Below are 25,835 nucleotides of genomic sequence, written 5' to 3'. Positions count from 1 at the left end.
GAGGATTGTAGGCCTGATAAGGCATTTATGCCGCTATCCGGCACATCTCCGGCGAGGAAGTTTCACCGTTGTTGAGGAAGATCCCCATGGATGTCATTAAAAAGAAATACTGGTGGCAAAGCGACACGCTGAAATGGTCAGTGATAGGTCTGCTTGGTCTGCTGGTGGGTTACCTTGTTGTTTTGATGTACGCCCAGGGGGAGTACCTTTTTGCCATCATGACGCTGATTTTAAGCTCTGCTGGTCTGTATATTTTTGCTAACCGTAAAACTTATGCCTGGCGCTATGTTTATCCTGGTGTTGCTGGCATGGGGCTGTTTGTTCTGTTTCCGCTCATTTGCACCATTGCCATTGCCTTTACCAACTACAGCAGTACCAACCAACTGACCTTTGAACGCGCCCAGCAAGTCCTGATGGACCGTTCTTATCAGGCGGGTAAAACCTACAACTTTGGTCTGTATCCAGCGGGCACGGAGTGGCAACTGGCCCTCACCGATGGAGAGACGGGTAAGAACTATGTCTCCGATGCCTTTAAATTTGGCGGCGAGCAAAAACTGCAACTGAAAGAAACCGATACGCTGCCAACAGGTGAACGCGCGACGCTGCGCATCATCACGCAAAATCGCCAGGCGCTGACTCAACTGACGGCTATACTGCCCGATGAAAGCAAAGTGATTATGAGCTCGCTGCGTCAGTTCTCTGGCACGCAGCCACTCTACTCCCTGGCGGATGACGGGACGCTCACCAACAACCAGAGCGGCGTAACATACCGTGCAAACAACGATATCGGTTATTACCAGTCGGTCACGGCTGACGGGAACTGGGGCACTGAAAAACTCAGTCCCGGCTATACCGTCACCATCGGCTGGGAGAACTTCACCCGCGTATTTACCGATGAAGGGATCCAGAAACCGTTCTTCGCTATCTTTGTCTGGACAGTCGTTTTCTCGGTCCTGACCGTGATCCTGACCGTTGCCGTGGGTATGGTTCTGGCTTGCCTGGTGCAATGGGAATCACTAAAAGGTAAAGCGATTTACCGCGTACTGTTGATTCTGCCTTATGCCGTACCGTCGTTTATCTCGATTCTGATTTTCAAAGGGCTGTTCAACCAGAGCTTCGGTGAAATCAACATGATGCTAAGCGCACTGTTTGGCATCAAACCGGCCTGGTTCAGTGACCCAACCACCGCGCGTTCGATGATTATTATCGTCAACACCTGGCTGGGCTATCCGTACATGATGATCCTGTGCATGGGTCTGCTGAAGGCGATTCCTGACGATCTGTATGAGGCTTCTGCGATGGATGGCGCGGGCCCGTTCCAGAACTTCTTTAAGATTACGTTGCCGCTGCTGATTAAGCCGCTGACGCCGCTGATGATCGCCAGTTTTGCCTTTAACTTTAACAACTTCGTGCTGATCCAACTGTTGACTAACGGTGGCCCGGACCGTCTTGGTACCACCACGCCAGCAGGCTATACCGACCTGCTCGTAAGTTACACCTATCGTATCGCCTTTGAAGGCGGCGGCGGTCAGGACTTCGGTCTGGCAGCAGCGATTGCGACGCTGATTTTCCTGCTGGTAGGTGTACTGGCGATAGTGAACCTGAAAGCCACACGAATGAAGTTTGACTAAGGAGGGCATTGAACATGGCTATGGTCCAACCCAAATCTCAAAAAATGCGCCTCTTCGCGACGCACTTAGGCTTGCTGATTTTCATCGCGGCAATTATGTTCCCGCTGCTGATGGTTATCGCGATTTCATTGCGCGAAGGTAACTTTGCTACCGGGAGCCTGATCCCGGAAAATATATCCTGGGAACACTGGCGGCTGGCATTGGGTTTCAGCGTTGAACATGCTGACGGCCGTGTCACACCGCCTCCCTTCCCGGTTCTGTTGTGGCTGTGGAACTCAGTGAAAATCGCCGGAATTACCGCCATCGGCATCGTGGCACTCTCCACTACCTGCGCCTACGCCTTTGCCCGTATGCGCTTTCCGGGTAAAGCCACGTTGCTGAAAGGGATGCTAATTTTCCAGATGTTCCCGGCGGTTCTGTCACTGGTGGCGTTGTATGCCTTGTTTGACCGCCTCGGACAGTACATTCCTTTTATCGGTCTGAACACTCACGGTGGCGTGATCTTCGCTTACCTCGGCGGTATCGCCCTGCATGTATGGACGATTAAAGGCTACTTTGAAACGATTGATGGTTCGCTGGAAGAAGCGGCGGCGCTGGATGGCGCAACACCATGGCAGGCGTTCCGTCTGGTGCTATTACCACTTTCGGTACCGATTCTGGCGGTGGTGTTTATTCTGTCGTTTATCGCCGCAATTACTGAAGTTCCGGTCGCTTCACTGCTACTGCGTGATGTGAACAGCTACACCCTGGCGGTAGGTATGCAGCAGTACCTCAATCCACAGAACTATTTGTGGGGCGACTTTGCCGCCGCCGCCGTTCTTTCCGCCATTCCGATCACCCTGGTTTTCCTGCTGGCACAGCGCTGGCTGGTCAACGGTCTGACGGCGGGTGGTGTGAAAGGCTAAGTTTCATCGAAGTACCTGCCCGGCAACGGGCAGTGCAATGCCACTGCAACCCTCAACTTATGTTATCCCAACCTGTGACTGTTTTTCGGCGCTCTACGGAGCGCCATTTTTTTACTCTCGCTTCAGCCGCTTGGAATTACACAGCCACAGCGTAATCACCAACAACAAGATCGCCGCAGAATAGATCAATACATCCATTGGCGCTTTATGATCGACAATGATCAGGCGCACAATCGCAGTGATCCCGATATAGACAAAGTAGCGTAGTGGAAAGTGAAAACCTGACTGAAAGTACTTCACAATCAGTGCGATAAATTCAAAGTAGAGAAAATACACCACCAGCCCTTCCACCAGCTCATACTTGCTGGTTTGTTCCGGCGCGAACAGAACGTCTGCCAGATGCAGCGTCTCTTTCCCAAGAAATACGACCAGAATCAGGCCCAGACTGAGCAGTCCTAGATTCAGGACGGTCTGTAAAATCGTGGAGATAAACTCAACACGTGGACGAGATAGTGACGTCATAACAGCACCTCTTACTCTGTGGCGAAGTTCCTGTATAACGCAAAAATGTGACAGAGATCTATATTTTTTGTTTATTCTTTTATTCAGGGATCGTAAGCACCTTATCTGGCCTGCTTCTTGCCCGATGCGCGTAGCGCCACCGGGCAAACAACGCTCACATCAGCGAAATTTCTCACTCCTGTCGCTGGTCATATCGTACAGACCAAACTTACGTCCAAGCTGCTGGCCTCCGTCACGCGTCAACGGTGTCCAGCCGATCGCCGCACGACTGCGGGTTGGGCCGGTGGAGAAGAGATCCAGCGGCACAGAAACATACACGCCTTTGGTAAAATCCCCTTCCCCGTACTCATCTGGTGATGCATCGGTGATGGTCGCATAGCCGCCCACCACGACACCGCTGTCGAAGCGTTTAGCAATCTCCAGCGTCCCACCTTTATCTCCAGCCAGATACTGCCCGACACTGGCTTTCACCAGCACATCCTGGGCGAACGAAGGATTCCAGTAGGCCGTCAGATGCCCGGTCTTCACGCTGTAGTCGGTGAATTTCATCATCTCCTGCGCACTGCGCCAGTCACGTTGTTTCACGTAGTTGGCGTCAATACCAAACGCCCAATTACCATCCAGCGGGCGGTACAGCACTTCAGCCCCCGCGCCGCCGTACATGGTCTCCAGATAGCCGCCGTAAACCTGTCCGTAAAACCCATGACCAAGAGACTGGAAGTAGTTAGCCTGGAGATTATTCACATACACGTCGTTCTGCACATAGTCACGTACGTGGGTACGAACCCGCGGCAAATGCGAATCCTGCGGCGGATTAGTGTAATTAAACTTGTCGTAGTTATTGGCAAGATTGGCAAACAGACTGCCGGTAGTGAGCAGGTGATCCGTGACCCACAGATCCGCCGTTCCCATAACACCCAACTGATACATATAGAAGTTTTCCGGGCCGCCAACCGACTGATTAAGCACCGGATCGATATGAAAATCGAAGCGTGACTTATCGATATACCAGCCCTGCTCGACAGTTTGTGGAACAACGGGTTCGACGCGGTTTTGCACCAGCGAAGTTTCATGTCCCAACGGTTCCCCTTGCAGATGGTTCTTCAGGCTTGATACATCCGTTTCGGTCGTCACCTGCGGTAAATTCAGGCGATTTTCTGTTACGCGGATCGTGCGGATCCCTTCCGGAAGATCGTTCATCACGATCCGATTCGCTCGTTCGATCCCTTCACGAGAGTCACGGTACTTCACCTGTTCGCCGGTGACGTAAAGTGTCTCGCCCTTCACCTGAATCTTCGGATCCGCCAGCCCGGCGTTGTATTTCAGCAACGTTAACTGATTCGCCACTACCGAATGTTGCAGGATGGCATCCTGCGGCTGCGGCTGATATTTCGGTCGGGCATTGTCGTTATAGCTGGGCCGCAGATCGTTGAAGTTGGTACGCAACGTGACCCCAAACATAAAGGTATTGCCGCGTTCGTAGCTGAGGTTAACGTCGGCCCAATCGGTGACGCGGTAAATGGCACCGACGTTAAACTTACTCTTCTGCTCCAGCTTACCCGCAAAATCCTGCTGGTAATTGTTCCCTTCATACTCCAGCTTCAGACGCAATGGCTGCCAGGGTGTCTGGTATTCCACGCCGCCAAACAACGATGCCGGACCGTGGAACATCTGGCTGCCATCGATAGATCCGGCCTGTTTATAGCTGTTATCGCGATAACAGAATTTATCGCTGTACGAACACAGCGGATTACTCACATTGCCGCTGGTTCCCAGATATCCCCAGCCAAGGCCGAGCGAGAAATCAAAAGGCCCCCAGGCCTTATTCGCCACAATGTATTCCGCATCAAACAGGCCAGTCCCGCCGATATCCCGCGCACCAACCGCCACCTGCGGCATCCAGTAACTCTCTTCCCACAGCCGTAATTTGAGGTCGAAAGCCTTATCCTTGTATGTTTGATCGCCAGAAAACGACTCAACACTGCTGTATTTTTTAGTACGCACATCGGTGTAGCGCAGCGTGGTTTCCAGCCAGGGAAAAAGCTGCACAGACGCGGAGTAGTAGCGGTACTGATCGTTATCACGATAGTTGAGGCTCATTTCCCCTTCACGCGCCATCCGTGCGGTCGGGGTTTGCAGCAGCCCCACGCCGCCAAAGTCTGACTGAGAAGGGCCAACAGGCGCCGGGAAAGTTTCACCGTGGCACGCCACGCTTACACCCAGCGCCAATAAGCTGAGCAGATAAGTTTTTCTCATCATTCGGGTATCCGCTGGGTCAGAGTGCGAAGGATGTCGGCATTGATTTCATCCGGGGCTGTACTCCAGACGGCATCGGCGAGTCCGACAAAAAGGGTGCTGCCGGGCATCAGCTCTACGTGGCGTTTGTTCCAGTAAGCGACTGGCGCTTTCTGTGTACGTCCGTCGGGATAGACCACCCACGCATAACTGCGATCGGCACCACTGAGCAAACTTTGCCCATCGAGATAGCTGGCAACATCACGCCCGGCCACAAACGGTTGCTTCCCCGGGCGACTTACCAGCCCAAACAACGTAATTTCTGTTGGCTCTGGCCCGACCCAAAGCGTGTAGTTGCCCTGTAATGGCGGGTTACCGCCGTCACTTACCCGCACAACGTCCGGATCGAGATTAATCCGCTGTCTGCCGGTAACCTTCAGCACCTGCACTTGCTGATGTAACGTGTTGATGGCGGCAGCGGCGTCACCACTTTCCTCTGAACTCAGCGCCGCTAAACGTCCTAACAGCACCTGTTGTTGGCGCTGCGCTGTAATGGTCGCCTGTTCTTCGCTGATGATCGCCGCTGGCCACCAGCTATTTGCCAGTTTCGGTTGTCCCACCAGATCGATCAGGTGCTCCACATCGGCCAGCGTTTTCGCCTCCGTGTTGCCTGTCGTCATCACTTTGACAGTGCCTGCTGCAAAAACAGATGACACGCTCAGGCTGACGAGGAGCGCTGTAATAGTCCGTTTCATCATGATTTTGCCGCCTTAATCAGCGTGGTTTTCACCGGGAAGTAATTTGCGCCCAGGTACTGTTTCGACTGACGAATCAGCCCGTCGCTATCGATCCAGTAGCGGTTATGCCAACGGGCCTGATCGGTCGTCACCTCTTCATCCAGCACGCGAACCGAGGTTTCATCGCTGGCAACCCTGATACTGTCAGTGCCATCCCATTTGAAGACCGAGCGGGCGGTGGCGTAGCGCACCTGCTTATGCTCGGTCCAGCCCATCGTACGGCTCCAGGTGACACCGTCGACGATCTGGTTTGGCTTGATAAGCGGGTCTGCCGCCAGATTATTCACCTCGATCAGGTTGTCTCCGCCGAGCCATGTTTTCACCAGACGTCCGTGCTGTGTCACGAGAACGGCCTGATCCTGCGTCACCCATTTCTGCTGGTCGTTTTCTGCGAAAGCGAGCACCACAAACAGCTGAGGGCCGTCATTGAGCTGCATATACTGGCTGGCATAGGGCATGTTTTGGATATCATCGTCCGTCATCTGTACGCCAGGTGTACCGAACACGCTATTCCACAGCGAATGTCCCAGCCCCTCAGTTGAGGCAGAACACGCCTGCAGTAACAGGCAAACCAATATGAGCGCTGGTCGCTTCACGACGCTTCTCCGCATTATTGCCGGGTGGCGCTATGCTTACCCGGCAGGCCGATAAGTCCCGCAGGCTTACGGCAATCCAAAATAACCACACCGAAGTGTGGTTATGGTTAAACGTACCGCGATTACTGGGTACTGGTGGTCGTGGTGGTTGTGGTTCCGGTATTAGAGCCATCTCCACCACCGGTTGCCGCCAGGGCGACCCCCACCGCAGAACTTACGGTGCTCACGCTGGTTGCGGAGGAACTTCCTGCCGAAACCGACGCGGCAGCTGACCCTGCAGCCTCCCCCACCTGGACGGGGGCGGCATGGACAGAAGTCGCCGCAAGCGCAGATATAGCCAAAAGGCCATACAGAACTTTTTTCATCACAAATTCCCTTCATTGTATGAATGGAGATTTACCCAAAAGAATTTCGGGCGAGATCGAGTATACACAACCGAAGTATGCGAATTACGGCACGCGGGAATTTAGGATAATTAGAAAAAAGAACGTACTAATAATAACTTTTAATATGAAAACAAATATAAATCAGTTGGTTAAAATAATTATATAAAAATACAATATCCGTAAACTCTGAAAATAATCGAGCAAAAATTAAAGTAATAAAATTATTTTAGGATTAAGCTCAATTAAATTTTCACATAAGGTTCAAGAGAAAGGGAATTATCTTATAAAAAAAGCCGATAATAATATCGGCTTTTTAATTTCATTATTGCTGCGGTTCAAAGGAAGACGCAGATTAACGCCAGGACTTATAACGGTTAATCAAACCGTTAGTCGAGCAGTCGTGGCTGTTGATTTCTTTATCATCGTTCAGCTCTGGCAGAATGCGGTTTGCCAGTTGTTTGCCCAGCTCCACGCCCCACTGGTCGAAGGTGAAGATGTTGAGGATTGCGCCCTGAGTAAAGATTTTATGCTCATACAGTGCAATCAGCGCACCCAGACTGAACGGGGTAATTTCACGCAGCAGAATGGAGTTAGTCGGACGGTTGCCTTCAAACACTTTAAACGGCACAACGTGCTCGAGCTGAGCCGGATCTTTACCCTGGTCACGATATTCCTGCTCAACCACTTCGCGAGATTTACCAAACGCCAGCGCTTCAGTCTGAGCGAAGAAGTTGGACAGCAGCTTCGGATGGTGATCCGACAGCGGGTTGTGGGTAATCGCCGGAGCGATAAAGTCACAAGGAACCATTTTGGTGCCCTGATGAATCAACTGATAGAACGCGTGCTGACCGTTAGTGCCCGGCTCACCCCAGATGATTGGGCCAGTCTGGTAATCCACCGCGTTGCCGTTACGGTCAACGTATTTACCGTTGGATTCCATATTTCCCTGCTGGAAGTAGGCCGCGAAACGGTGCATATACTGGTCATACGGAAGGATCGCTTCGGTTTCAGCACCAAAGAAATTGTTGTACCAGATACCGATCAGCGCCAACAGCACCGGCAGGTTTTTCTCTGCAGGCGTGGTGGAGAAATGCTTATCCATTGCGTGCGCACCGGACAGCAGCTCAACGAAATTGTCGTAGCCCACGGACAGGATGATAGACAGGCCGATTGCTGACCACAGGGAATAGCGTCCACCGACCCAGTCCCAGAACTCGAACATGTTGGCGGTATCAATACCGAACTCGCCAACCGCTTTGCCGTTGGTGGACAGTGCCGCGAAGTGTTTGGCAACGTGCTTGTTGTCGCCTGCGGTCGCCAGGAACCAGTCGCGCGCGCTGTGGGCGTTGGTCATGGTTTCCTGAGTAGTGAAGGTTTTAGACGCGACCAGGAACAGCGTGGTTTCCGGGTTCACTTTCTTCAGCACTTCGGCAATATGCGTGCCGTCAACGTTAGACACAAAGTGCATATTCAGGTGATTTTTGTACGGACGCAGCGCTTCGGTCACCATGAACGGGCCAAGGTCAGAGCCGCCGATACCAATGTTCACCACATCAGTGATTGCCTTACCAGTGTAGCCTTTCCAACTGCCGGAGATAATCGCTTCAGAAAAGGATTTCATCTTCTCCAGCACCGCGTTCACTTCCGGCATCACATCTTTGCCGTCAACAATGATTGGCGTATTGCTACGGTTGCGCAGCGCTACGTGCAGCACCGCACGGTCCTCGGTGCGGTTGATCTTTTCACCGGAGAACATGGATTTGATAGCACCTGCGAGATCGGTCTCTTTCGCCAGATCCTGCAGTTTGGCCAACGTCTCTTCAGTGATGCGGTTTTTGGAGAAATCCACCAGCATCAGATCGTCAAACGTCGCGGAAAATTTAGTGAAGCGATCGCTATCTTTCGCGAACAGGTCCGCGATTGTAACGTCTTTCATCTCTTCAAAGTGTTTTTGTAGTGCCTGCCAGGCTGAGGTCTGCGTTGGATTGATGTTTTTCATTAGCAATACTCTTCTGATTTTGAGAATTGTGACTGAGATCGATTGTAACGCCAGTCACAGAAAAGTGTGATTGTTTTAATGCCATTGCACTGGCCTGTATGAATCGAGGATGAAAAGCAGCAAAAGTATAGCTGTTATAAGCGCTGTTACTCATCGCTAACGCAGCATGAAAAATCCGCATAATCCCAGCGTTGACAGTACAGGCTACACATTTTATTTATAAATACGGTATTTGCATTTGCGCCTGCACCGGTTTCCGTTCTGCCTTTGTGCCATGGTCGCTTTTTTCATTCCCTGACACGAGGTCGTTATGACAAATCTAGTTGTCTCCAAGTTTGGCGGTACCAGCGTGGCGGATTTTGACGCCATGAATCGCAGCGCGGATGTGGTACTTTCCGATGCTAACGTCCGTTTAGTGGTACTTTCCGCTTCGGCAGGCATTACCAATCTGCTGGTCGCACTGGCAGAAGGACTGGAGCCAACCGAACGCTTCGAGAAGCTCGATTCCATTCGTCAAATTCAGTTCGATATCCTGGAACGCCTGCGCTATCCGAACGTGATCCGCGAAGAGATAGAACGCCTGCTGGAAAACATCACCACGCTGGCAGAAGCCGCTTCACTGGCCACCTCAACCGCACTGACTGACGAACTGGTCAGCCACGGTGAACTGATGTCTACCCTGCTGTTTGTCGAGATCCTGCGTGAGCGTAACGTGCAGGCGCAGTGGTTTGATGTGCGCAAAGTGATGCGAACCAACGATCGTTTTGGCCGCGCAGAGCCGGATGTTGCGGCGCTGGCTGAACTGGCGACGCTACAGCTGGCCCCGCGTCTGGATGAAGGTCTGGTTATTACCCAGGGTTTTATCGGTAGCGAAAGCAAAGGCCGCACCACCACGCTGGGACGTGGCGGCAGCGACTATACGGCAGCCTTGCTGGCAGAAGCGTTGCACGCAACGCGCGTTGATATCTGGACCGATGTTCCCGGCATCTACACAACCGATCCACGCGTAGTTCCAGCCGCTAAACGTATTGATGAAATCGCCTTTGAAGAGGCTGCTGAGATGGCAACCTTCGGCGCGAAAGTGTTGCATCCGGCGACCCTGTTACCCGCCGTACGTAGCGATATTCCGGTGTTTGTTGGCTCCAGCAAAGATCCAAAAGCGGGCGGCACGCTGGTGTGTAATAAAACCCAGAATCCACCGCTATTTCGCGCACTGGCGCTGCGTCGTAAGCAAACGCTGCTCACGCTGCATAGCCTGAATATGCTGCACTCTCGTGGATTTTTAGCGGAAGTGTTCGGCATTCTGGCACGTCATAATATCTCGGTGGATTTGATTACCACCTCAGAAGTCAGCGTGGCGCTAACCCTGGACACCACAGGTTCCACTTCCACCGGAGATACGTTGCTGACACAGACTCTGCTCATGGAACTGTCTGCACTGTGCCGGGTAGAAGTAGAAGAAGGTCTCGCGCTGGTGGCGCTGATTGGTAACGACCTGTCTAAAGCCTGTGGCGTGGGTAAAGAGGTGTTTGGCGTGCTGGAGCCGTTCAACATTCGCATGATTTGCTATGGTGCATCCAGCCATAACCTGTGCTTCCTCGTTCCCGGTACTGAAGCTGAGCAGGTTGTACAGAAGCTGCACCATAATCTGTTTGAGTGACAACGTCCGTAGACCGGATGGCGGTGAATCGTCTTATCCGGCTTACGGTATGGGTGCACGGCCCGACAGGTGTAAACATCATCGGGCTGTACACTCCGTTAACGTTTATAGTTCCTGTCCTTTTATATTCACCAGACCGTGCAGAACCTGGTCCAGTCCACCGAATACCGAGATTTTATCGATACGCTCAGCCACTCTTTCGAGGGTTTCCAGCTCTTTTAAACGCAATGCAACCGGGTTGTTTTCCATAACTTTCGCCGTATTCAACAGCGAACGCGTCGCAGCAGTCTCTTCCCGACGACGAATCACGTTAGCCTGCGCCGATTTCTCAGCTTCAACCAGTTGGGACAATATGGCCTTCATATCTCCCGGCAGCACAATATCTTTTACGCCCAACGAAGCGACCTCGATACCAAACGGCGTCATACGGCTCTTCACCTGCGTACTCACGATTTCGTCGATAATCTGCTTATCTTCCAGCAGTTCATCCAGAGTTCGAGTACCCACCGCTTCACGCAGCGCAAACTGCAGTTCGCGATAGAGATGATCCACCGGTTTGGTGAGCTGACCAAAAGCCTGTAATACGTCGCTATAGCGCCAGTTAGCGGCCATATTCAGACGCAGGTTGACCTTATCTTTGGTCAGGATCTCCTGCCCGCCAACTTCCAGTACCTGCAAGCGGGTATCAACCACTTCGGCTTCAACCAGATGATTCACTTTCCAGTACGCGGTCAGACCTGGCGATAACAATGCCTGCGTTTCACCGTCAATTTTCAGCACACCAACGTGCCACGCCGGAATCTGTACCGTTAAGATCGCTTCGCGTCCCTTTACCGCACCATTGCGTCGCGGTTGTAACACCGCATTCATAACCTCTGTTGGCACCAGAACCTGACGCGTATCCATGCGTACCAGCTGCAGCGCGTCGTCAGCCCGCCAGTACAAACGGCGTGTCGAGGGCGGCAAAATTTCTTGCAGAATACCGTTGGCATACAGCGCTGCCGCTTCGGTATCGGTTAAATCAGCCGCAAGGCAATACTGATCAACCCATGATGACTGGAAGCGGCGCAGATACTCCGCCAACGCTTCGGGCACTTCACTACCATCCATGTTAACGATCAGCACTTCCGGTGGGTTAAGCCACGGCAAACGGTGTTCGCCTGTTTCCAGCACCTGATAGTAATCCCCCTTACGGGATAAAAGACCTAACTGACCTTTTTTAATTGTGATTTTCTTAGCCATTTTTTATTCCTTAATGAGTGAACCAGGCGCGGGTGCAGAGGCGAAGCGACAGGGGAATTCCCTTTTGCCTGCCACACGGCATCGTTACCGGCAGCCTGTTTTGGGTCCGCTTACTACGCGAAACCCGTTTTTATTTATATGATTAACAACCAGTTTTCATTTGGAGGATGAAATTGGGAATCGAACCCGTTTTGAGTCATCGACTGACGGAACACTCCCGGAAAACAGCATCAGCCGTTCCTGACGTGCCGGCGGGGTTTAACCCCCTGCGCTTTCAGCGTTATTGACGAAGGGGTTATTGCCAGAAGCATGCCAGAAAGATAAATTGCCATGATTATTTTTTATTTTATTGATTTATATGATTTTAATTTTCAATCTTCATACAGGTGGTTGCCGCGCTCATCGATATTTCTTATCTTTTAATATCTAAACTTATCTATATGGATAAACCATGAAAAAACGTCGGGTGGTGATTGGTGTTCTTGGAACGGTGCTGGACGATCGCGGCAAGCGGGCGAGCCGCTTTAAGAGATGGCGACCCACAGTGGGCCTCTGTCTGCAGACTGATTTTCCCATCGACAGACTGGAACTGCTCCACCAGCCGCGCGATGAGAGCGTGGCGCAAAGGCTAATCAAAGACGTTACGCAACTTTCCCCGCACACCGAGGTGCGCGCACATGTAGTGACGATTAACGATCCGTGGGATTTTGAGGAGGTCTATGCCGCATTTCTCGACTTCGCGACCCATTACCCCTTTGATACTGAAAACGAAGAGTATCTGGTACACATCACTACCGGGACACATGTGGCGCAGATCTGCTGGTTCCTGCTGACGGAAGCCCGCTACCTGCCCGCCAGCCTGCTGCAAACCAGTCCAGCCCCCAAAGGCTCATCAGAAGACGCTGTCACCGCCGGCGTCTGCTCGGTTATCGATCTGGATTTAAGCCGTTATGCCACGCTGACCAGCCGTTTCCTGCGCGAGCAACAGCAGTCCGTCTCCTTTCTGAAAGCAGGGATAGATACGCGCAACGCTACGTTTAATAAACTGATTGACCGCATTGAGCGCGTTGCGTTGCGATCTACCGATCCAATTTTGCTCACGGGTCCTACCGGCGCGGGTAAATCCTTCCTGGCAAAACGTATTTTTCAGTTACGGCAGTCGCGCCATCTGGTGGCAGGCAAACTGGTGGCGGTAAACTGCGCCACCCTGCGCGGCGACAACGCGATGTCCACGCTGTTTGGTCATGTAAAAGGGGCATTTACGGGCGCACTCACTCCACGTACAGGGCTATTACGGGAAGCCGATGGCGGCGTGTTGTTTCTTGATGAAATAGCCGAACTGGGGCTGGATGAGCAGGCCATGCTGTTAAAAGCCATTGAAGAAAAAACCTTTTTCCCGTTTGGCTCGGATAAAGAGGTTTACAGTGATTTCCAGCTGATTGCGGGGACACATCGTGATATGCAGCAATGGGTAGCCGAGGGACGTTTCCGCGAGGATCTCTATGCGCGTATTAATATGTGGCGCTTTGCCCTGCCGGGTCTGGCACAGCGACGGGAAGATATTGCACCGAATGTAGAGTATGAACTACAGCGTTTTTCCGATAAGAAACAGATGCAGATCCGTTTCGACAAAGAGGCACGAGAACGTTATCTGGCGTTTGCCTGTTCATCACAGGCGGAATGGCGCAGCAATTTTCGCGAACTGAGTTCATCCGTTGCCCGAATGGCGACACTGGCCGAACAGGGGCGCATCACGTTATCTCTTGTCGAAGAAGAGATTGTGCTGTTACAGGAGAGCTGGCAGCTAACGACCTCGCAGCCTGAAATCAATATGGAGATCGACCTGTTTGATAAGCGTCAGTTAGAAACGGTCCTCGACGTTTGCCGCCGCAGCGCATCATTGTCCGAAGCTGGACGCGAGCTGTTTGCCGTATCCCGCCAGAAGAAAACCAATCCTAACGATGCAGACCGCCTGCGAAAATATCTGGCCCGTTTTGGGTTGAACTGGGAGAGTGTCCGCAGCGGAACATGAACATAATTTGTTTGAATAAAATTCCTGCACGCGATAAACAATAGCTATGGTCGGGCTCGATCCCGGCCTGTTTATAACAAGCAAACACAACCGACTCTTAATAATTCTGGTGACAGCGACATCGCTGTTGCCTGAAATATGACGAGTAAAGTGCAAGGAAAACAACATGCTCGCCACTCTCACCCGGCTGTTCCCGTTATGGGCGCTGCTACTCTCTGTTATCGCGTATTACACGCCATCCACCTTTACCCCTGTTGGCCCATGGGTCACCACGCTGTTAATGCTGATTATGCTCGGGATGGGCGTACATCTTAAAGTTGATGACTTTAAGCGCGTACTCTCACGTCCTGCACCGGTCGCCGCAGGTATTTTCCTGCACTATCTGGTGATGCCGCTCGCGGCCTGGATTCTGGCACTGGCTTTCCATATGCCACCGGAACTGTCCGCTGGCATGGTACTGGTCGGTAGTGTCGCCAGCGGCACTGCATCCAATGTAATGATCTACCTGGCAAAGGGTGACGTGGCGCTGTCTGTCACTATTTCATCTGTTTCAACGCTGGTAGGCGTTGTCGCCACCCCGCTGCTGACACGACTGTATGTCGATGCGCATATTCAGGTGGATGTGATGGGAATGCTGCTCAGCATTCTACAAATTGTCGTAATCCCAATCGCTCTGGGTCTGGTCATTCACCATCTGTTCCCACGGGTAGTCAAAGCCGTGGAGCCGTATCTACCTGCTTTCTCAATGGTGTGCATTCTGGCGATCATCAGCGCAGTCGTGGCGGGTTCCGCGTCACACATCGCATCCGTCGGCTTTGTGGTGATTATCGCCGTGGTTTTGCACAACACTATCGGTCTGCTCGGTGGTTACTGGGGCGGAAAACTATTTGGCTTCGATGAATCCACCTGCCGCACGCTGGCGATCGAGGTGGGAATGCAGAACTCAGGACTTGCTGCCGCGCTGGGAAAAATCTACTTCGGCCCGCTGGCCGCGCTTCCAGGCGCACTGTTCTCTGTCTGGCATAACCTTTCCGGCTCACTGCTGGCAGGCTACTGGTCCGGTAAACCAATTGATGAGAAACACCATCAGGCGGTGAAGGAAAACTAAAAAAGTGCCGGGAGGCGCAAGCTTACCCGGCCTATATGCTATCAGACAGCCCGAGATTACCGTACACTCAGCTAACAGGCTAACTGAGGGCAACCGTATGGCACTCCCCCGCATTACCCAAAAAGAGATGACCGAGCGCGAACAGCGTGAGCTGAAAACGCTGCTTGACCGCGCCCGCATTGCACATGGCCGCCTGCTGACCAACGCAGAGACCAACAGTATTAAGAAGGAATACATCGATAAGCTGATGGTTCAGCGCGAAGCAGAGGCAAAAAAAGCCCGCCAGTTGAAGAAAAAGCAGGCTTATAAACCAGATGCGGAAGCATCGTTTTCCTGGTCAGCGAATACGCCAACGCGCGGCAGACGTTAACGTCCTTTCTTCTTACGCCCCGGCGAGGTAAAACGTTTACCGTTTGCAGCCGGGCGCGCTTTCTCTTTCTCAGCGGATTTTTCGATCTTCACGACCGGGCGCTTAATACCTGCCGTTTTTGGCTTCGCTTTCGCCTTCGGTTTCGCTTCTGAAGAAGAGTTTTCAATCAATTTGAACAGTTCGATCAGCTCATTATCCGTCAGATCACGCCATTCCCCCAGCGGTAAGCCGGACAGACCGACGTTCATGATACGCGTACGTTCAAGCTTCGTGACTTCATAGCCAAAGTGTTCGCACATACGACGGATCTGGCGATTTAGCCCCTGAACAAGCGTGATGCGAAAAACAAACGGCGCCTCTTTCCGGACCTTACATTTTTTGGTGACAGTGCCAAGAATAGGCACACCAGCCCCCATTCCACGAATGAACTCGTCCGTGACCGGCTTATCAACCGTCACCAGATACTCTTTTTCGTGATCGTTACCGGCACGCAGGATCTTATTGACCAGGTCGCCATGGTTGGTCAGAAAAATCAGCCCCTGAGAGTCTTTATCCAGGCGGCCAATCGGGAACACGCGCTTACTGTGGTTCACAAAATCAACAATGTTGTCGCGTTCGCTGTCTTCGGTAGTGCTCACGATCCCCACCGGCTTATTCAGCGCGATAAAAACCAGATCTTCCGCTTCACGCGGCTCAATCAACCGACCATTCACTTTGACGACGTCGCCAGGCATCACCTGATCGCCAATGGTGGCGCGTTTGCCATTAATGAAGACATTCCCTTGTTCGATAAAGCGATCCGCCTCGCGACGCGAGCAGATTCCGCTTTCACTGATGTATTTATTTAATCGGATGGATGAGTCGGGCAGCATAAGTTCTCCTTTGGCAGAGAAATATACCCTACCTTGCGGGCGATAAAAAATAATCGTGTTCGAATGCCCAAGCGCTATATGTGATCAATCACACCTTTCTACACAAAAGTGTCAGCAATCCGCGCCTGCAATTTTGTTGGGCGAAAATAAACAGAATCAACGCATTACAGCAACAAGCACATTTGTGCCAGCAACGCGCTATCAGCACATCAAATGTGCAACATAATCAGCCAGTTCATGGCGATGAAATAAGTGAAAATAGCTTTGAGATGTGGAACGGATGGGGTTATATCAGATCAAGAAGTCAATTTCGTGATTTGCACAAATGTGCAGGAGCCCAAAGATGGCGACGGAAAACAGCGATGATATCCGCCTGATCGTAAAAATAGCGCAGCTTTATTACGAACAGGATATGACACAAGCGCAAATCGCCCGGGAGCTGGGAATCTATCGCACCACGATTAGCCGGTTGCTAAAGCGTGGTCGCGAGCAAGGCATCGTCACCATCGCCATTAATTACGACTACAACGAGAACCTGTGGCTGGAACAGCAGCTAAAACAGAAATTTGGCCTGAAAGAAGCGGTCGTGGTCTCCTGCGATAGCGAACAGGAAGATGAACAGCTCAAGATGATGGGCGTGCACGGCGCGCAGTTACTGGAACGCTTGCTGGAACCTGGCGATATTATCGGTTTCTCATGGGGGCGCGCGGTAAGGGGACTGGTTGAAGGATTATCCCCCGCCAGCCAGTCACGTCAGCTTATCTGCGTGCCTATCATCGGCGGGCCGTCCGGCAAACTTGAAAGTCGCTACCACGTCAACACGCTGACTTACAGCGCAGCGGCAAAGCTCAAGGGCGAATCGCACCTGGCAGATTTCCCGGCGCTTCTGGAAAATCCGCTGATCCGTAACGGGATTATGCAGTCACAACATTTTAAATCGATTTCCGCCTACTGGGATAATCTGGATGTCGCGCTGGTGGGAATTGGTTCCCCGGCGATACGAGATGGTGCTAACTGGCATGCATTTTACGGCAGCGAAGAGAGTGATGACCTGCATGCCCGTCAGGTTGCCGGGGACATTTGTTCACGCTTTTATGATATCAACGGTGTGACGGTAGAGACCAATATGAGTGAAAAGACGCTCTCCATCGAAACCAATAAATTAAAGCAGGCGCGTTACTCCATCGGCATCGCCATGGGGGAAGAAAAACTGAGCGGTATTCTCGGTGCTTTACGCGGAAATTATATTAACGGTTTAGTCACTAACAGCCATACTGCTGAATTATTGTTGAAATAAATATATTCAAATTGATCCTGACGTAATTAATTTTATGAGGGATCACCTTATCTGAAATTGGGAGTCTATTATGCAAACGTGGTTAAATCTGCAAGATAAAGTTATTATTGTTACCGGTGGCGCATCCGGAATTGGCCTGGCCATTGTCGAAGAATTATTAGCACAAGGCGCTAATGTGCAAATGGCAGATATTCATGGCGGAGAAGGTAAATATGAAAGCCATAGCGGATATCACTTCTGGCCAACGGATATTTCCAGCGCCAAAGAAGTTAATCATACTGTTGCTGAAATTATTCAACGCTACGGACGTATTGACGGACTGGTGAATAATGCAGGGGTTAATTTCCCACGCCTGCTTGTCGATGAAAAAGCACCCGCCGGACAATATGAACTCAACGAAGCTGCTTTTGAAAAAATGGTCAACATCAACCAGAAAGGTGTGTTCTTAATGTCGCAAGCAGTGGCACGCCAGATGGTGAAACAGCATGACGGCGTAATTGTGAATGTCTCTTCCGAAAGCGGACTGGAAGGCTCAGAGGGTCAAAGTTGCTATGCCGCCACCAAAGCCGCACTGAATAGCTTTACCCGTTCCTGGTCAAAGGAATTGGGCAAACACGGTATTCGTGTAGTCGGAATTGCACCTGGCATTCTGGAAAAAACTGGACTGCGCACCCCCGAGTATGAAGAAGCGCTGGCCTGGACCCGCAACATCACCGTCGAGCAGTTGCGCGAGGGCTATACCAAAAACTCAATTCCTATTGGCCGTTCGGGACGCCTGAGCGAAGTTGCTGATTTTGTTTGTTATCTTCTGTCAGAACGCGCCAGCTATATTACCGGAGTAACCACTAACATTGCGGGCGGAAAAACGCGCGGCTAAGGAGATTTTATGGTCAATGCAATCTTCTGCGCCCACGGCAAACTGGCCTGCGCCATGCTGGAATCGGTGCAGATGGTCTACGGCGATGCCAACGTGGAAGCGGTGGAATTTGTCCCCGGTGAAAACGCCAGTGACATCGTGGTAAAACTGGAAAAGTTAGTGAGCGCCCACACTAGCGATGAGTGGCTGATAGCCGTCGATTTACAGTGTGGCAGCCCCTGGAATGCCGCCGCCACACTGGCGATGCGTAACCCGGCAATACGGGTCATTAGTGGGTTGTCACTGCCGTTGGCGCTGGAACTGGTGGACAACCAGAGCAGTATGAACGTGGATGAACTGTGTGAACACCTGACGAGCATTGCGCTACAAACTTGCGTCGTCTGGAAGCCACTGGAAACGATCGATGAGGATTTCTGATGAACATTACCCTTGCTCGTATTGATGACCGCCTGATCCACGGTCAGGTCACCACCGTCTGGTCGAAGGTGGCGAATGCCCAACGGATTATTATCTGTAACGATGACGTCTATAACGATGAAGTACGCCGGACATTATTGCGCCAGGCTGCCCCGCCAGGGATGAAAGTTAACGTAGTCAATATCGAAAAGGCGGTCGCGGTATATCACAATCCGCAATATAAAGACGAAACCGTATTTTATTTATTTACCCGCCCACAGGATGCCTTGGCAATGGTAAAACAAGGCGTGCAAATCGCCACCTTAAATATTGGTGGAATGGCCTGGCGACCGGGTAAAAAACAATTAACCAAAGCGGTCTCGCTAGATGACGATGATATTAATGCGTTCCGTGAGTTGGATCAATTAGGCGTCACTCTGGATTTACGCGTCGTGGCTTCCGACCCATCGATTAGTATTCTCGAAAAAATAAAAGAACAATCTTTCGCTGAATAAATATACACAAAATCATTCAAGTTGCATCAAGGCTGAAAATGAGTGAATCCCGATGAGCTCACTCTGGCAAGTGATTCGGGTGAACGAACGTAGCCAACGCCGAGGCAGCCTGAAGGATGCCATGTATAAAAGCGCCTGTGTATTAAGGCTGTAACAGGCAGGGATGATCACACTCTGAAGGTGCCATATTATGGAAATAAGTACCCTACAAATTATCGCCATATTTCTATTTTCCTGTATTGCCGGAATGGGCAGCGTGCTGGATGAATTCCAGACCCACCGCCCGCTCATCGCCTGTACCGTTATTGGCTTAATTCTTGGTGATTTAAAAACCGGGATTATGCTCGGCGGCACGCTGGAGCTGATCGCGCTCGGCTGGATGAACGTTGGTGCAGCGCAGTCCCCCGATTCGGCACTCGCCAGTATTATTTCCGCCATTCTGGTGATCGTCGGCCAGCAGAGCATCGCAACCGGTATCGCGATTGCGCTTCCCGTAGCTGCCGCAGGCCAGGTGCTCACCGTCTTTGCCCGTACTATCACCGTGGTGTTCCAGCACGCGGCAGATAAAGCAGCGGAAGACGCGCGCTTTCGTACCATCGATATCCTTCACGTCTCCGCGCTGGGTGTGCAGGCGCTACGCGTCGCTATTCCGGCGTTGATTGTTTCGCTGTTTGTTAGCGCCGACATGGTCAGCAATATGCTGAATGCTATCCCGGAATTCGTCACTCGCGGCCTGCAGATTGCTGGTGGCTTTATCGTGGTGGTCGGTTACGCCATGGTGCTGCGAATGATGGGCGTGAAGTATTTGATGCCGTTCTTCTTCCTCGGCTTTATCGCCGGGGGCTATCTCGACCTGAGCCTGCTGGCCTTTGGCGGTGTGGGCGTAATTATCGCGCTGGTTTATATCCAGTTGAACCCGCAATGGCGTAAAGCCGAACCGCAGGCGCAAGCCACCACATCTACCGCCCTTGACCAACTTGACGACTAACGGAGCCCATCATGGAACAGAAAAAACTGACCAAATCGGACCTGTTTAGCATGTTTGTTCGCTCCAACCTGCAACAGGCATCATTCAACTTTGAACGTATTCATGGGCTGGGTTTTTGCTACGACATGATCCCCGCCATTAAACGCCTGTATCCACTGAAGGAGGATCAGGTCGCGGCGCTTAAGCGTCATCTGGTGTTCTTCAACACCACTCCGGCGGTGTGCGGACCGGTGATCGGCGTCACCGCCGCAATGGAAGAAGCACGCGCCAACGGTGCGGAAATTGACGATGGTGCGATCAATGGCATCAAAGTCGGCCTGATGGGTCCGCTTGCCGGCGTCGGCGACCCGCTGGTCTGGGGCACGTTACGGCCGATTACCGCCGCGCTCGGTGCATCTTTAGCGCTCTCCGGCAACATTCTCGGTCCGTTATTGTTCTTCTTTATTTTCAACGCGGTGCGTCTGGCGATGAAGTGGTACGGCTTACAGCTTGGCTTTCGTAAAGGAGTCAACATCGTCAGCGATATGGGCGGCAATCTGCTGCAAAAACTAACCGAAGGCGCATCGATTCTCGGCCTGTTTGTGATGGGGGTTCTGGTCACCAAATGGACCAGCATCAACGTACCGCTGGTGGTATCGCAAACGCCTGGCGCAGACGGCACCACTGTCACCATGACCGTACAAAACATTCTCGATCAGCTTTGCCCTGGCCTGCTGGCGCTGGCGCTGACACTGCTGATGGTACGGCTGCTTAACAAGAAAATTAATCCGGTATGGCTGATCTTTGCCCTGTTTGGTTTGGGGATTATCGGTCATGCGCTGGGCTTCCTGTCCTGATTATTCGCCCCGGTCTCTACCGGGGCACCTTCAAATAACTATTCCCAGAAGATACAGGGAAAGAGGTGGTATATATGTTAACGACAGCTTTACGCCTTTATGGCAAACGCGATCTGCGCCTGGAAACTTTCGATCTTCCGGAAATGCAGGACGATGAAATTCTGGCTTCGGTCGTCACCGACAGCCTGTGCCTCTCTTCCTGGAAAGAAGCGAATCAGGGCGAGAACCACAAAAAAGTACCGGACGATGTGGCCATCAACCCGATCATCATCGGCCACGAGTTTTGCGGCGATATTCTCGCCGTGGGGAAAAAATGGCAGCATAAGTTTCAACCCGGCCAGCGCTATGTGATTCAGGCTAACCTGCAACTCCCGGATCGCCCGGACTGCCCCGGCTACTCCTTTCCCTGGGTTGGCGGTGAGGCGACGCGCGTTGTCATTCCCAATGAAGTAATGGAGCAGGACTGCCTGCTCGCCTACGAAGGAGAGACCTATTTTGAAGGCTCCCTGGTTGAACCACTGTCCTGCGTGATTGGCGCATTCAACGCCAACTATCACCTGCAGGAAGGCACCTATAACCACAAGATGGGCATTCGTCCGCAGGGGCGCACGCTAATCCTCGGCGGCACCGGTCCAATGGGGCTGCTGGCGATTGATTATGCGTTGCACGGCCCGGTTAATCCGGCACTGCTGGTGGTAACCGATACCAACAAAGACAAACTAAGCTACGCCCGCAAACACTATCCGTCGGAGCCACAAACACAGATCCACTATCTTCACGCCCAGGAAGCGTCTTATGACACGCTGATGGCGCTGAGCGGCGGTCACGGATTTGACGACATCTTTGTGTTTGTGCCGAACGAGCAACTGGTCACGCTGGCCTCTTCCCTGCTGGCAGCCGATGGCTGTATGAACTTCTTTGCCGGTCCGCAGGATAAGCAGTTCACCGCGCCGATTAACTTCTACGATGTCCACTACGCTTTCACCCATTACGTCGGGACGTCTGGCGGTAATACTGACGATATGCGCGCGGCAGTAAAACTGATTGAAGAGAAAAAAGTACAGGCTGCAAAAGTGGTGACGCACATTCTCGGGCTGAATGCGGCAGGTGAAACAACGCTGGAGCTTCCGGCTGTAGGCGGCGGAAAAAAACTGGTGTACACCGGCAAAGCGTTGCCATTAACCGCGCTGACGCAGATAGACGATCCGGCTTTGCGCGATATCCTGGAACGCCATCATGGGATCTGGTCACAGGAAGCCGAGCAATACGTATTGGCGCACGCCAGGGAGATTTAACATGATTAATCGCAACACCCAGCTGTGTATGTCGCTTGCCGGTCGGCCCGGCAACTTCGGCACGCGATTTCACAACTATCTGTATGAAAAGTTGGGGTTAAACTTTATCTACAAAGCCTTCAGCACTCAGGATATCGAGGCTGCGGTGAAAGGCGTGCGAGCGTTAGGTATTCGCGGCTGCGCGATATCGATGCCGTTTAAAGAGAGCTGCATGCCGTTTCTGGATGTCATCGATCCCTCTGCGCAAGCTATTGATTCCGTGAACACTATCGTCAACGACAACGGTACGCTAACGGGTTTTAACACCGACTATATTGCAGTAAAAAGCCTGATTGCCAGCCACCAGCTTGATAACGGCGCTCGCGTCATGATTCGCGGCAGCGGTGGGATGGGCAAGGCGGTCATCGCCGCGTTTCGCGATGCCGGTTTTCACGATGTGATCGTTGCTGCCCGCAACCGGAAAAGCGGCCCGGTGCTTGCAAGACAGTACGGTTTTCAATGGCAGCCACAGCCGGAAGGGATTGCCTGTGACATTCTGGTCAACGTCACCCCCGTCGGTATGGCCGGAGGTAAAGAAAGCGATGAACTGGCGTACAGCAAAGTGATGGTCGCTAACGCCCACGTGGTGTTTGATGTCGTCGCCCTGCCACCAGAAACGCCGGTGATAAAACTGGCGCAGCAGTTGGGTAAAAAGACTATCAGCGGTGCAGAAGTGATTGCCTTACAGGCCGTGGAGCAGTTCGCCATGTACACCGGCATGCGCCCGGACGACGCACTGATTGCCGAAGCTGCTGAATTTGCGCGAGCGGGGTAAGAGAGCAGGAGTAGAGCGCCGGGGATGGGCGCTCTTATTTGTCTTTGCCACTACGCAATTCGAGGCATAGCGAACAGTTGCTGATCCGCTTTCGCTTCTAACTCAGCCAGTGCAGGAATCAATTGGCTGATGTTCATCAGGCTGTGCCCCAACTGGCAAACGCTCTCATTGGACATACGTTCCTGTTTTTCACCCGCCATTGTCAGCAGGCTTTCACCCATAACATTCAGCGTGTGATACAGACCGGCCAGCATCTCTTCGCAGCCAAATGACAGTGCCAGGTTTTCTTCAGTGGAGAGTTGACTACAGTCGAGATGGCGAAAGGCCTCAGCGAGTGGAAAGTGGAATAGATCAGCTTCAGGCAGGAGAGAAAAAGACGCCGAACGGGCGTTAGTGGTACGATTAGCATCAGCCATAGCATTACCTCGTATAATGTTGTGGTTAAACGCCCTGATCGTGTTGCTGCACTTTCGGGGCGTTGTCATTTTTAATGTGTGAGAGTAATGTGTCATCACACATGCTCACACCACTCTTGTGTAATTAAGGTGTCAACACACATGAATGAAAGAAGAGGCAATCCCCCGTTTCAATTCCGTCTGGATCCAGAACTGCGAAAAGCAATGGAAGAAGCACAAAAACAGGACGGCGATGAATCGCTTGCTGCCTGGATTAAACGTATTATCAGGAAAGAACTGAAGCAAAAAGGGATTGAGGTTTAAGGGGATTTATGTCGGTTGGCTGAAAGTCCGCTGAGAGCGAAAAGCGGTCGTCACATCCAGCGTAAGAGCGTAAAAAAACCGCTGTGAGGCGGTTTAGCTGTCTAGTTAGGAAGTTGCACTTGCGAGTCGTGCTGCAAATCCAATGAAGAACATACCTACCAGTGCGTTCCCAATGGTTGATAATCTACGGTTGCCTTTCAGACGGCTTAGCAGATAAGAGCCGCAGAAAACGAGAAAGCCGAAATAAACTAGAGTAATCGCGAACATTACCGCAGCAAGAATGATAAATGCCATCCAGGAATGTTCAGCCTGAACATTGATGAACTGGGCGAAGAAAGAGATATAGAACAGCAGCGTCTTTGGATTCAGTAATGTAACCAGCATTCCGCGCCCGATGATCCCTTTAGCATCCGCTGAAGATTTCTTTTCCTGAGTCATTTCGACAGCTGGCTTAAAAATAGAGCGTATCGTCTGGACACCGAGATAGAAAAGATAGGCAGCACCTGCGTATTTGATGGCGTTAAACAAGGCTGGAGTTGAGCTTATGACCGCGGCCAGCCCACACCATGCCAGCAGAACCAGAAGTACGTCACTCATGAGAATGGAAAATATTGCAGCAAAGCCTCGTTTGATACCGCTCGTAATGCTTGTTTTTATCACGAACATGGTTTCAGGGCCAGGAGCAAGGACTATCAGTGTCGCACCAAGCAGATACGTCCAGAAATTCACGATACCAAAATCAGCAAACATTATTACTCCAACTCTATCGTTTTCAACGAGGCTATTCTAACGTAACCGGCCATAATGAAAACACATCATGGCTACTTTCAATTCAGCCAATGTCTGCTCCTGGCACACAGCTGCCTCCCCTCTCCACCGTTATCGTTTCTCGTATCAATCGCAGCATCCTGAAAAATTACGCATTATTGCGAGGCGCTTTCCACAACCTCATCTCCAACATCGTGAGCCATATCAGTAAGGTGTTACACTGACGGTGGTAGCATTACTGTGGTTTGTAATTTACTGATTATCTGGAGAAATGATGGAACTGCTTTTATTGAGTAACTCGACACTACCAGGCAAAGGCTGGATGGAACACGCGCTGCCACTGATCGCTGAGCAGTTGAACGGTCGCCGCTCTGCGGTGTTTATTCCGTTTGCTGGTGTCACGCAAACCTGGGACGACTATACAGCGAAAACGGCAGCCATCTTTGCGCCAATGGGCGTCGATGTCACAGGCATTCATACCGTTGCCGATCCGGTCGCAGCCATTGAGAACGCTGAAGTGGTGATTGTCGGCGGAGGTAACACTTTCCAGTTGCTGAAAGAGAGCCGTGAGCGTGGCTTGCTGGCACCAATTGTTGACGTGGTCAAACGCGGCGCGCTGTACATCGGCTGGAGTGCGGGTGCGAACCTCGCCTGCCAGACTATCCGTACCACGAATGACATGCCAATTGTCGATCCAAAAGGTTTTGACGCCCTGGGTCTGTTCCCACTACAAATCAACCCGCACTTCACCAACGCGCTGCCGGAAGGCCACAAAGGCGAAACGCGTGAACAGCGTATTCGCGAGCTGCTGGTTGTCGCACCGGAACTGACAGTGATTGGTTTGCCGGAGGGGAACTGGATCAAAGTAAGTAACGATAAAGCCATTCTTGGCGGCCCGAACACCACTTACGTATTCAAAGCGGGTGAAGAAGCGGTAGCCCTTGAAGCAGGTCACTGCTTTTAATTAGCGCCTGA

26 protein-coding genes are annotated in these 25,835 nt (G+C 51.9%); 16 read left to right on the top strand and 10 right to left on the bottom strand.

The window, feature by feature from the left end; all coding sequences use genetic code 11:
- Positions 1-86: 86 nt before the first annotated feature.
- Positions 87-1,631, top strand: coding sequence for a maltose ABC transporter permease MalF (gene malF, locus OH663_RS17695; RefSeq protein WP_200012930.1), 1,545 nt, complete (start codon positions 87-89; stop codon positions 1,629-1,631).
- 14 nt (positions 1,632-1,645) lie between these two features.
- The gene (gene malG, locus OH663_RS17690; protein WP_045438481.1) at positions 1,646-2,536 is read left to right on the top strand and encodes a maltose ABC transporter permease MalG; all 891 of its coding nucleotides are present in this window, start codon (positions 1,646-1,648) and stop codon (positions 2,534-2,536) included.
- 111 nt (positions 2,537-2,647) lie between these two features.
- Here malG and psiE read toward each other — a convergent pair whose 3' ends face one another.
- From psiE to pgi, 6 genes are all read right to left on the bottom strand, one after another.
- Positions 2,648-3,058, bottom strand: coding sequence for a phosphate-starvation-inducible protein PsiE (psiE, locus tag OH663_RS17685; RefSeq protein WP_003031674.1), 411 nt, complete (start codon positions 3,056-3,058; stop codon positions 2,648-2,650).
- A 159-nt stretch (positions 3,059-3,217) separates the two neighbouring features.
- Positions 3,218-5,314: a YjbH domain-containing protein gene (locus OH663_RS17680; RefSeq protein ID WP_200012950.1), complete on the bottom strand. Its 2,097-nt coding sequence runs from the start codon at positions 5,312-5,314 to the stop codon at positions 3,218-3,220.
- Entirely contained in the window at positions 5,314-6,051 is a 738-nt protein-coding gene (locus OH663_RS17675; RefSeq protein WP_048222463.1) for a capsule biosynthesis GfcC family protein, read from the bottom strand. Before OH663_RS17675 ends, OH663_RS17680 begins: the two co-directional genes overlap by 1 nt.
- Positions 6,048-6,686 (bottom strand): YjbF family lipoprotein, encoded by a 639-nt coding sequence (locus OH663_RS17670; RefSeq protein ID WP_200012931.1) that lies wholly within the window; start codon positions 6,684-6,686, stop codon positions 6,048-6,050. Before OH663_RS17670 ends, OH663_RS17675 begins: the two co-directional genes overlap by 4 nt.
- A 122-nt stretch (positions 6,687-6,808) precedes the next feature.
- On the bottom strand, positions 6,809-7,051 hold the full coding sequence (yjbE, locus tag OH663_RS17665; protein ID WP_045438470.1) for an exopolysaccharide production protein YjbE: 243 nt from the start codon (positions 7,049-7,051) through the stop codon (positions 6,809-6,811).
- Between the two features lie 373 nt (positions 7,052-7,424).
- Positions 7,425-9,071 (bottom strand): glucose-6-phosphate isomerase, encoded by a 1,647-nt coding sequence (gene pgi / locus OH663_RS17660; RefSeq protein ID WP_045438468.1) that lies wholly within the window; start codon positions 9,069-9,071, stop codon positions 7,425-7,427.
- 310 nt (positions 9,072-9,381) lie between these two features.
- Between pgi and lysC the strand changes: the two genes are divergently transcribed.
- On the top strand, positions 9,382-10,731 hold the full coding sequence (gene lysC, locus OH663_RS17655; protein WP_200012932.1) for a lysine-sensitive aspartokinase 3: 1,350 nt from the start codon (positions 9,382-9,384) through the stop codon (positions 10,729-10,731).
- 105 nt (positions 10,732-10,836) lie between these two features.
- Here the strand turns inward: lysC and OH663_RS17650 are convergent, their stop codons facing one another.
- The gene (locus OH663_RS17650) at positions 10,837-11,973 is read right to left on the bottom strand and encodes a slipin family protein (protein ID WP_045438464.1); all 1,137 of its coding nucleotides are present in this window, start codon (positions 11,971-11,973) and stop codon (positions 10,837-10,839) included.
- Between the two features lie 451 nt (positions 11,974-12,424).
- Here OH663_RS17650 and rtcR point away from each other — a divergent pair, with 451 nt between their 5' ends.
- The 3 genes from rtcR to OH663_RS17635 all read left to right on the top strand — a co-directional run bounded on the left by rtcR (position 12,425) and on the right by OH663_RS17635 (position 15,483).
- Entirely contained in the window at positions 12,425-14,005 is a 1,581-nt protein-coding gene (gene rtcR / locus OH663_RS17645) for an RNA repair transcriptional activator RtcR (protein WP_200012933.1), read from the top strand.
- A gap of 166 nt (positions 14,006-14,171) precedes the next feature.
- On the top strand, positions 14,172-15,113 hold the full coding sequence (gene panS, locus OH663_RS17640) for a ketopantoate/pantoate/pantothenate transporter PanS (RefSeq protein ID WP_200012934.1): 942 nt from the start codon (positions 14,172-14,174) through the stop codon (positions 15,111-15,113).
- Positions 15,114-15,210: 97 nt separating this feature from the next.
- On the top strand, positions 15,211-15,483 hold the full coding sequence (locus tag OH663_RS17635; protein ID WP_045438461.1) for a YjbD family protein: 273 nt from the start codon (positions 15,211-15,213) through the stop codon (positions 15,481-15,483).
- Here the strand turns inward: OH663_RS17635 and rluF are convergent.
- On the bottom strand, positions 15,480-16,355 hold the full coding sequence (gene rluF, locus OH663_RS17630; protein WP_200012936.1) for a 23S rRNA pseudouridine(2604) synthase RluF: 876 nt from the start codon (positions 16,353-16,355) through the stop codon (positions 15,480-15,482). The two genes, OH663_RS17635 and rluF, sit on opposite strands and share 4 nt — an antisense overlap.
- 343 nt (positions 16,356-16,698) lie before the next feature.
- Between rluF and OH663_RS17625 the strand changes: the two genes are divergently transcribed.
- The 8 genes from OH663_RS17625 (at position 16,699) to OH663_RS17590 (ending at position 23,373) form a co-directional block, all read left to right on the top strand.
- Positions 16,699-17,652: a sugar-binding transcriptional regulator gene (locus OH663_RS17625; protein WP_048222483.1), complete on the top strand. Its 954-nt coding sequence runs from the start codon at positions 16,699-16,701 to the stop codon at positions 17,650-17,652.
- A 70-nt stretch (positions 17,653-17,722) separates the two neighbouring features.
- The gene (locus tag OH663_RS17620; RefSeq protein WP_200012938.1) at positions 17,723-18,529 is read left to right on the top strand and encodes an SDR family oxidoreductase; all 807 of its coding nucleotides are present in this window, start codon (positions 17,723-17,725) and stop codon (positions 18,527-18,529) included.
- Positions 18,530-18,538: 9 nt separating this feature from the next.
- A complete protein-coding gene (locus OH663_RS17615) occupies positions 18,539-18,946 on the top strand; it encodes a mannose/fructose/sorbose PTS transporter subunit IIA (RefSeq protein WP_045438451.1) in 408 nt (135 codons plus the stop codon).
- Positions 18,946-19,440, top strand: coding sequence for a PTS sugar transporter subunit IIB (locus OH663_RS17610; RefSeq protein WP_048222486.1), 495 nt, complete (start codon positions 18,946-18,948; stop codon positions 19,438-19,440). The genes OH663_RS17615 and OH663_RS17610 overlap by 1 nt, the downstream gene beginning before the upstream one ends.
- A 190-nt stretch (positions 19,441-19,630) precedes the next feature.
- Entirely contained in the window at positions 19,631-20,428 is a 798-nt protein-coding gene (locus OH663_RS17605) for a PTS mannose/fructose/sorbose transporter subunit IIC (protein WP_045438446.1), read from the top strand.
- An 11-nt stretch (positions 20,429-20,439) separates the two neighbouring features.
- Entirely contained in the window at positions 20,440-21,264 is an 825-nt protein-coding gene (locus OH663_RS17600; protein ID WP_045438444.1) for a PTS system mannose/fructose/sorbose family transporter subunit IID, read from the top strand.
- 74 nt (positions 21,265-21,338) lie between these two features.
- Entirely contained in the window at positions 21,339-22,559 is a 1,221-nt protein-coding gene (sorE, locus tag OH663_RS17595) for an L-sorbose 1-phosphate reductase (RefSeq protein WP_045438442.1), read from the top strand.
- A 1-nt stretch (position 22,560) separates the two neighbouring features.
- Positions 22,561-23,373: a shikimate 5-dehydrogenase gene (locus tag OH663_RS17590; protein WP_200012945.1), complete on the top strand. Its 813-nt coding sequence runs from the start codon at positions 22,561-22,563 to the stop codon at positions 23,371-23,373.
- 50 nt (positions 23,374-23,423) lie between these two features.
- Here OH663_RS17590 and OH663_RS17585 read toward each other — a convergent pair whose 3' ends face one another.
- On the bottom strand, positions 23,424-23,789 hold the full coding sequence (locus OH663_RS17585; protein ID WP_045438437.1) for a hypothetical protein: 366 nt from the start codon (positions 23,787-23,789) through the stop codon (positions 23,424-23,426).
- A gap of 141 nt (positions 23,790-23,930) precedes the next feature.
- Here OH663_RS17585 and OH663_RS17580 point away from each other — a divergent pair, with 141 nt between their 5' ends.
- A complete protein-coding gene (locus OH663_RS17580; protein WP_048222496.1) occupies positions 23,931-24,092 on the top strand; it encodes a phage protein in 162 nt (53 codons plus the stop codon).
- A gap of 105 nt (positions 24,093-24,197) precedes the next feature.
- Here OH663_RS17580 and leuE read toward each other — a convergent pair whose 3' ends face one another.
- On the bottom strand, positions 24,198-24,842 hold the full coding sequence (leuE, locus tag OH663_RS17575; protein WP_200013359.1) for a leucine efflux protein LeuE: 645 nt from the start codon (positions 24,840-24,842) through the stop codon (positions 24,198-24,200).
- Positions 24,843-25,134: 292 nt separating this feature from the next.
- Between leuE and pepE the strand changes: the two genes are divergently transcribed.
- Positions 25,135-25,824: a dipeptidase PepE gene (pepE, locus tag OH663_RS17570; RefSeq protein ID WP_200013360.1), complete on the top strand. Its 690-nt coding sequence runs from the start codon at positions 25,135-25,137 to the stop codon at positions 25,822-25,824.
- Positions 25,825-25,835 lie beyond the last annotated feature (11 nt).

The organism is Citrobacter sp. Marseille-Q5395 (assembly GCF_947057495.1).
Taxonomy (GTDB): domain Bacteria; phylum Pseudomonadota; class Gammaproteobacteria; order Enterobacterales; family Enterobacteriaceae; genus Citrobacter; species Citrobacter murliniae.
Note: the sequence above shows the minus strand (reverse complement) of the source record. Positions and strands in the feature narration are given on the sequence as shown.

Excerpts from the sequence above, each read along its gene's own strand:
- malF (WP_200012930.1), top strand. The coding sequence starts at position 87 with ATGGATGTCATTAAAAAGAAATACTGGTGGCAAAGCGACACGCTGAAA.
- malG (WP_045438481.1), top strand. The coding sequence starts at position 1,646 with ATGGCTATGGTCCAACCCAAATCTCAAAAAATGCGCCTCTTCGCGACG.
- psiE (WP_003031674.1), bottom strand. The coding sequence starts at position 3,058 with ATGACGTCACTATCTCGTCCACGTGTTGAGTTTATCTCCACGATTTTA.
- OH663_RS17680 (WP_200012950.1), bottom strand. The coding sequence starts at position 5,314 with ATGAGAAAAACTTATCTGCTCAGCTTATTGGCGCTGGGTGTAAGCGTG.
- OH663_RS17675 (WP_048222463.1), bottom strand. The coding sequence starts at position 6,051 with ATGATGAAACGGACTATTACAGCGCTCCTCGTCAGCCTGAGCGTGTCA.
- yjbE (WP_045438470.1), bottom strand. The coding sequence starts at position 7,051 with ATGAAAAAAGTTCTGTATGGCCTTTTGGCTATATCTGCGCTTGCGGCG.
- pgi (WP_045438468.1), bottom strand. The coding sequence starts at position 9,071 with ATGAAAAACATCAATCCAACGCAGACCTCAGCCTGGCAGGCACTACAA.
- lysC (WP_200012932.1), top strand. The coding sequence starts at position 9,382 with ATGACAAATCTAGTTGTCTCCAAGTTTGGCGGTACCAGCGTGGCGGAT.
- OH663_RS17650 (WP_045438464.1), bottom strand. The coding sequence starts at position 11,973 with ATGGCTAAGAAAATCACAATTAAAAAAGGTCAGTTAGGTCTTTTATCC.
- rtcR (WP_200012933.1), top strand. The coding sequence starts at position 12,425 with ATGAAAAAACGTCGGGTGGTGATTGGTGTTCTTGGAACGGTGCTGGAC.
- panS (WP_200012934.1), top strand. The coding sequence starts at position 14,172 with ATGCTCGCCACTCTCACCCGGCTGTTCCCGTTATGGGCGCTGCTACTC.
- OH663_RS17635 (WP_045438461.1), top strand. The coding sequence starts at position 15,211 with ATGGCACTCCCCCGCATTACCCAAAAAGAGATGACCGAGCGCGAACAG.
- rluF (WP_200012936.1), bottom strand. The coding sequence starts at position 16,355 with ATGCTGCCCGACTCATCCATCCGATTAAATAAATACATCAGTGAAAGC.
- OH663_RS17625 (WP_048222483.1), top strand. The coding sequence starts at position 16,699 with ATGGCGACGGAAAACAGCGATGATATCCGCCTGATCGTAAAAATAGCG.
- OH663_RS17620 (WP_200012938.1), top strand. The coding sequence starts at position 17,723 with ATGCAAACGTGGTTAAATCTGCAAGATAAAGTTATTATTGTTACCGGT.
- OH663_RS17615 (WP_045438451.1), top strand. The coding sequence starts at position 18,539 with ATGGTCAATGCAATCTTCTGCGCCCACGGCAAACTGGCCTGCGCCATG.
- OH663_RS17610 (WP_048222486.1), top strand. The coding sequence starts at position 18,946 with ATGAACATTACCCTTGCTCGTATTGATGACCGCCTGATCCACGGTCAG.
- OH663_RS17605 (WP_045438446.1), top strand. The coding sequence starts at position 19,631 with ATGGAAATAAGTACCCTACAAATTATCGCCATATTTCTATTTTCCTGT.
- OH663_RS17600 (WP_045438444.1), top strand. The coding sequence starts at position 20,440 with ATGGAACAGAAAAAACTGACCAAATCGGACCTGTTTAGCATGTTTGTT.
- sorE (WP_045438442.1), top strand. The coding sequence starts at position 21,339 with ATGTTAACGACAGCTTTACGCCTTTATGGCAAACGCGATCTGCGCCTG.
- OH663_RS17590 (WP_200012945.1), top strand. The coding sequence starts at position 22,561 with ATGATTAATCGCAACACCCAGCTGTGTATGTCGCTTGCCGGTCGGCCC.
- OH663_RS17585 (WP_045438437.1), bottom strand. The coding sequence starts at position 23,789 with ATGGCTGATGCTAATCGTACCACTAACGCCCGTTCGGCGTCTTTTTCT.
- OH663_RS17580 (WP_048222496.1), top strand. The coding sequence starts at position 23,931 with ATGAATGAAAGAAGAGGCAATCCCCCGTTTCAATTCCGTCTGGATCCA.
- leuE (WP_200013359.1), bottom strand. The coding sequence starts at position 24,842 with ATGTTTGCTGATTTTGGTATCGTGAATTTCTGGACGTATCTGCTTGGT.
- pepE (WP_200013360.1), top strand. The coding sequence starts at position 25,135 with ATGGAACTGCTTTTATTGAGTAACTCGACACTACCAGGCAAAGGCTGG.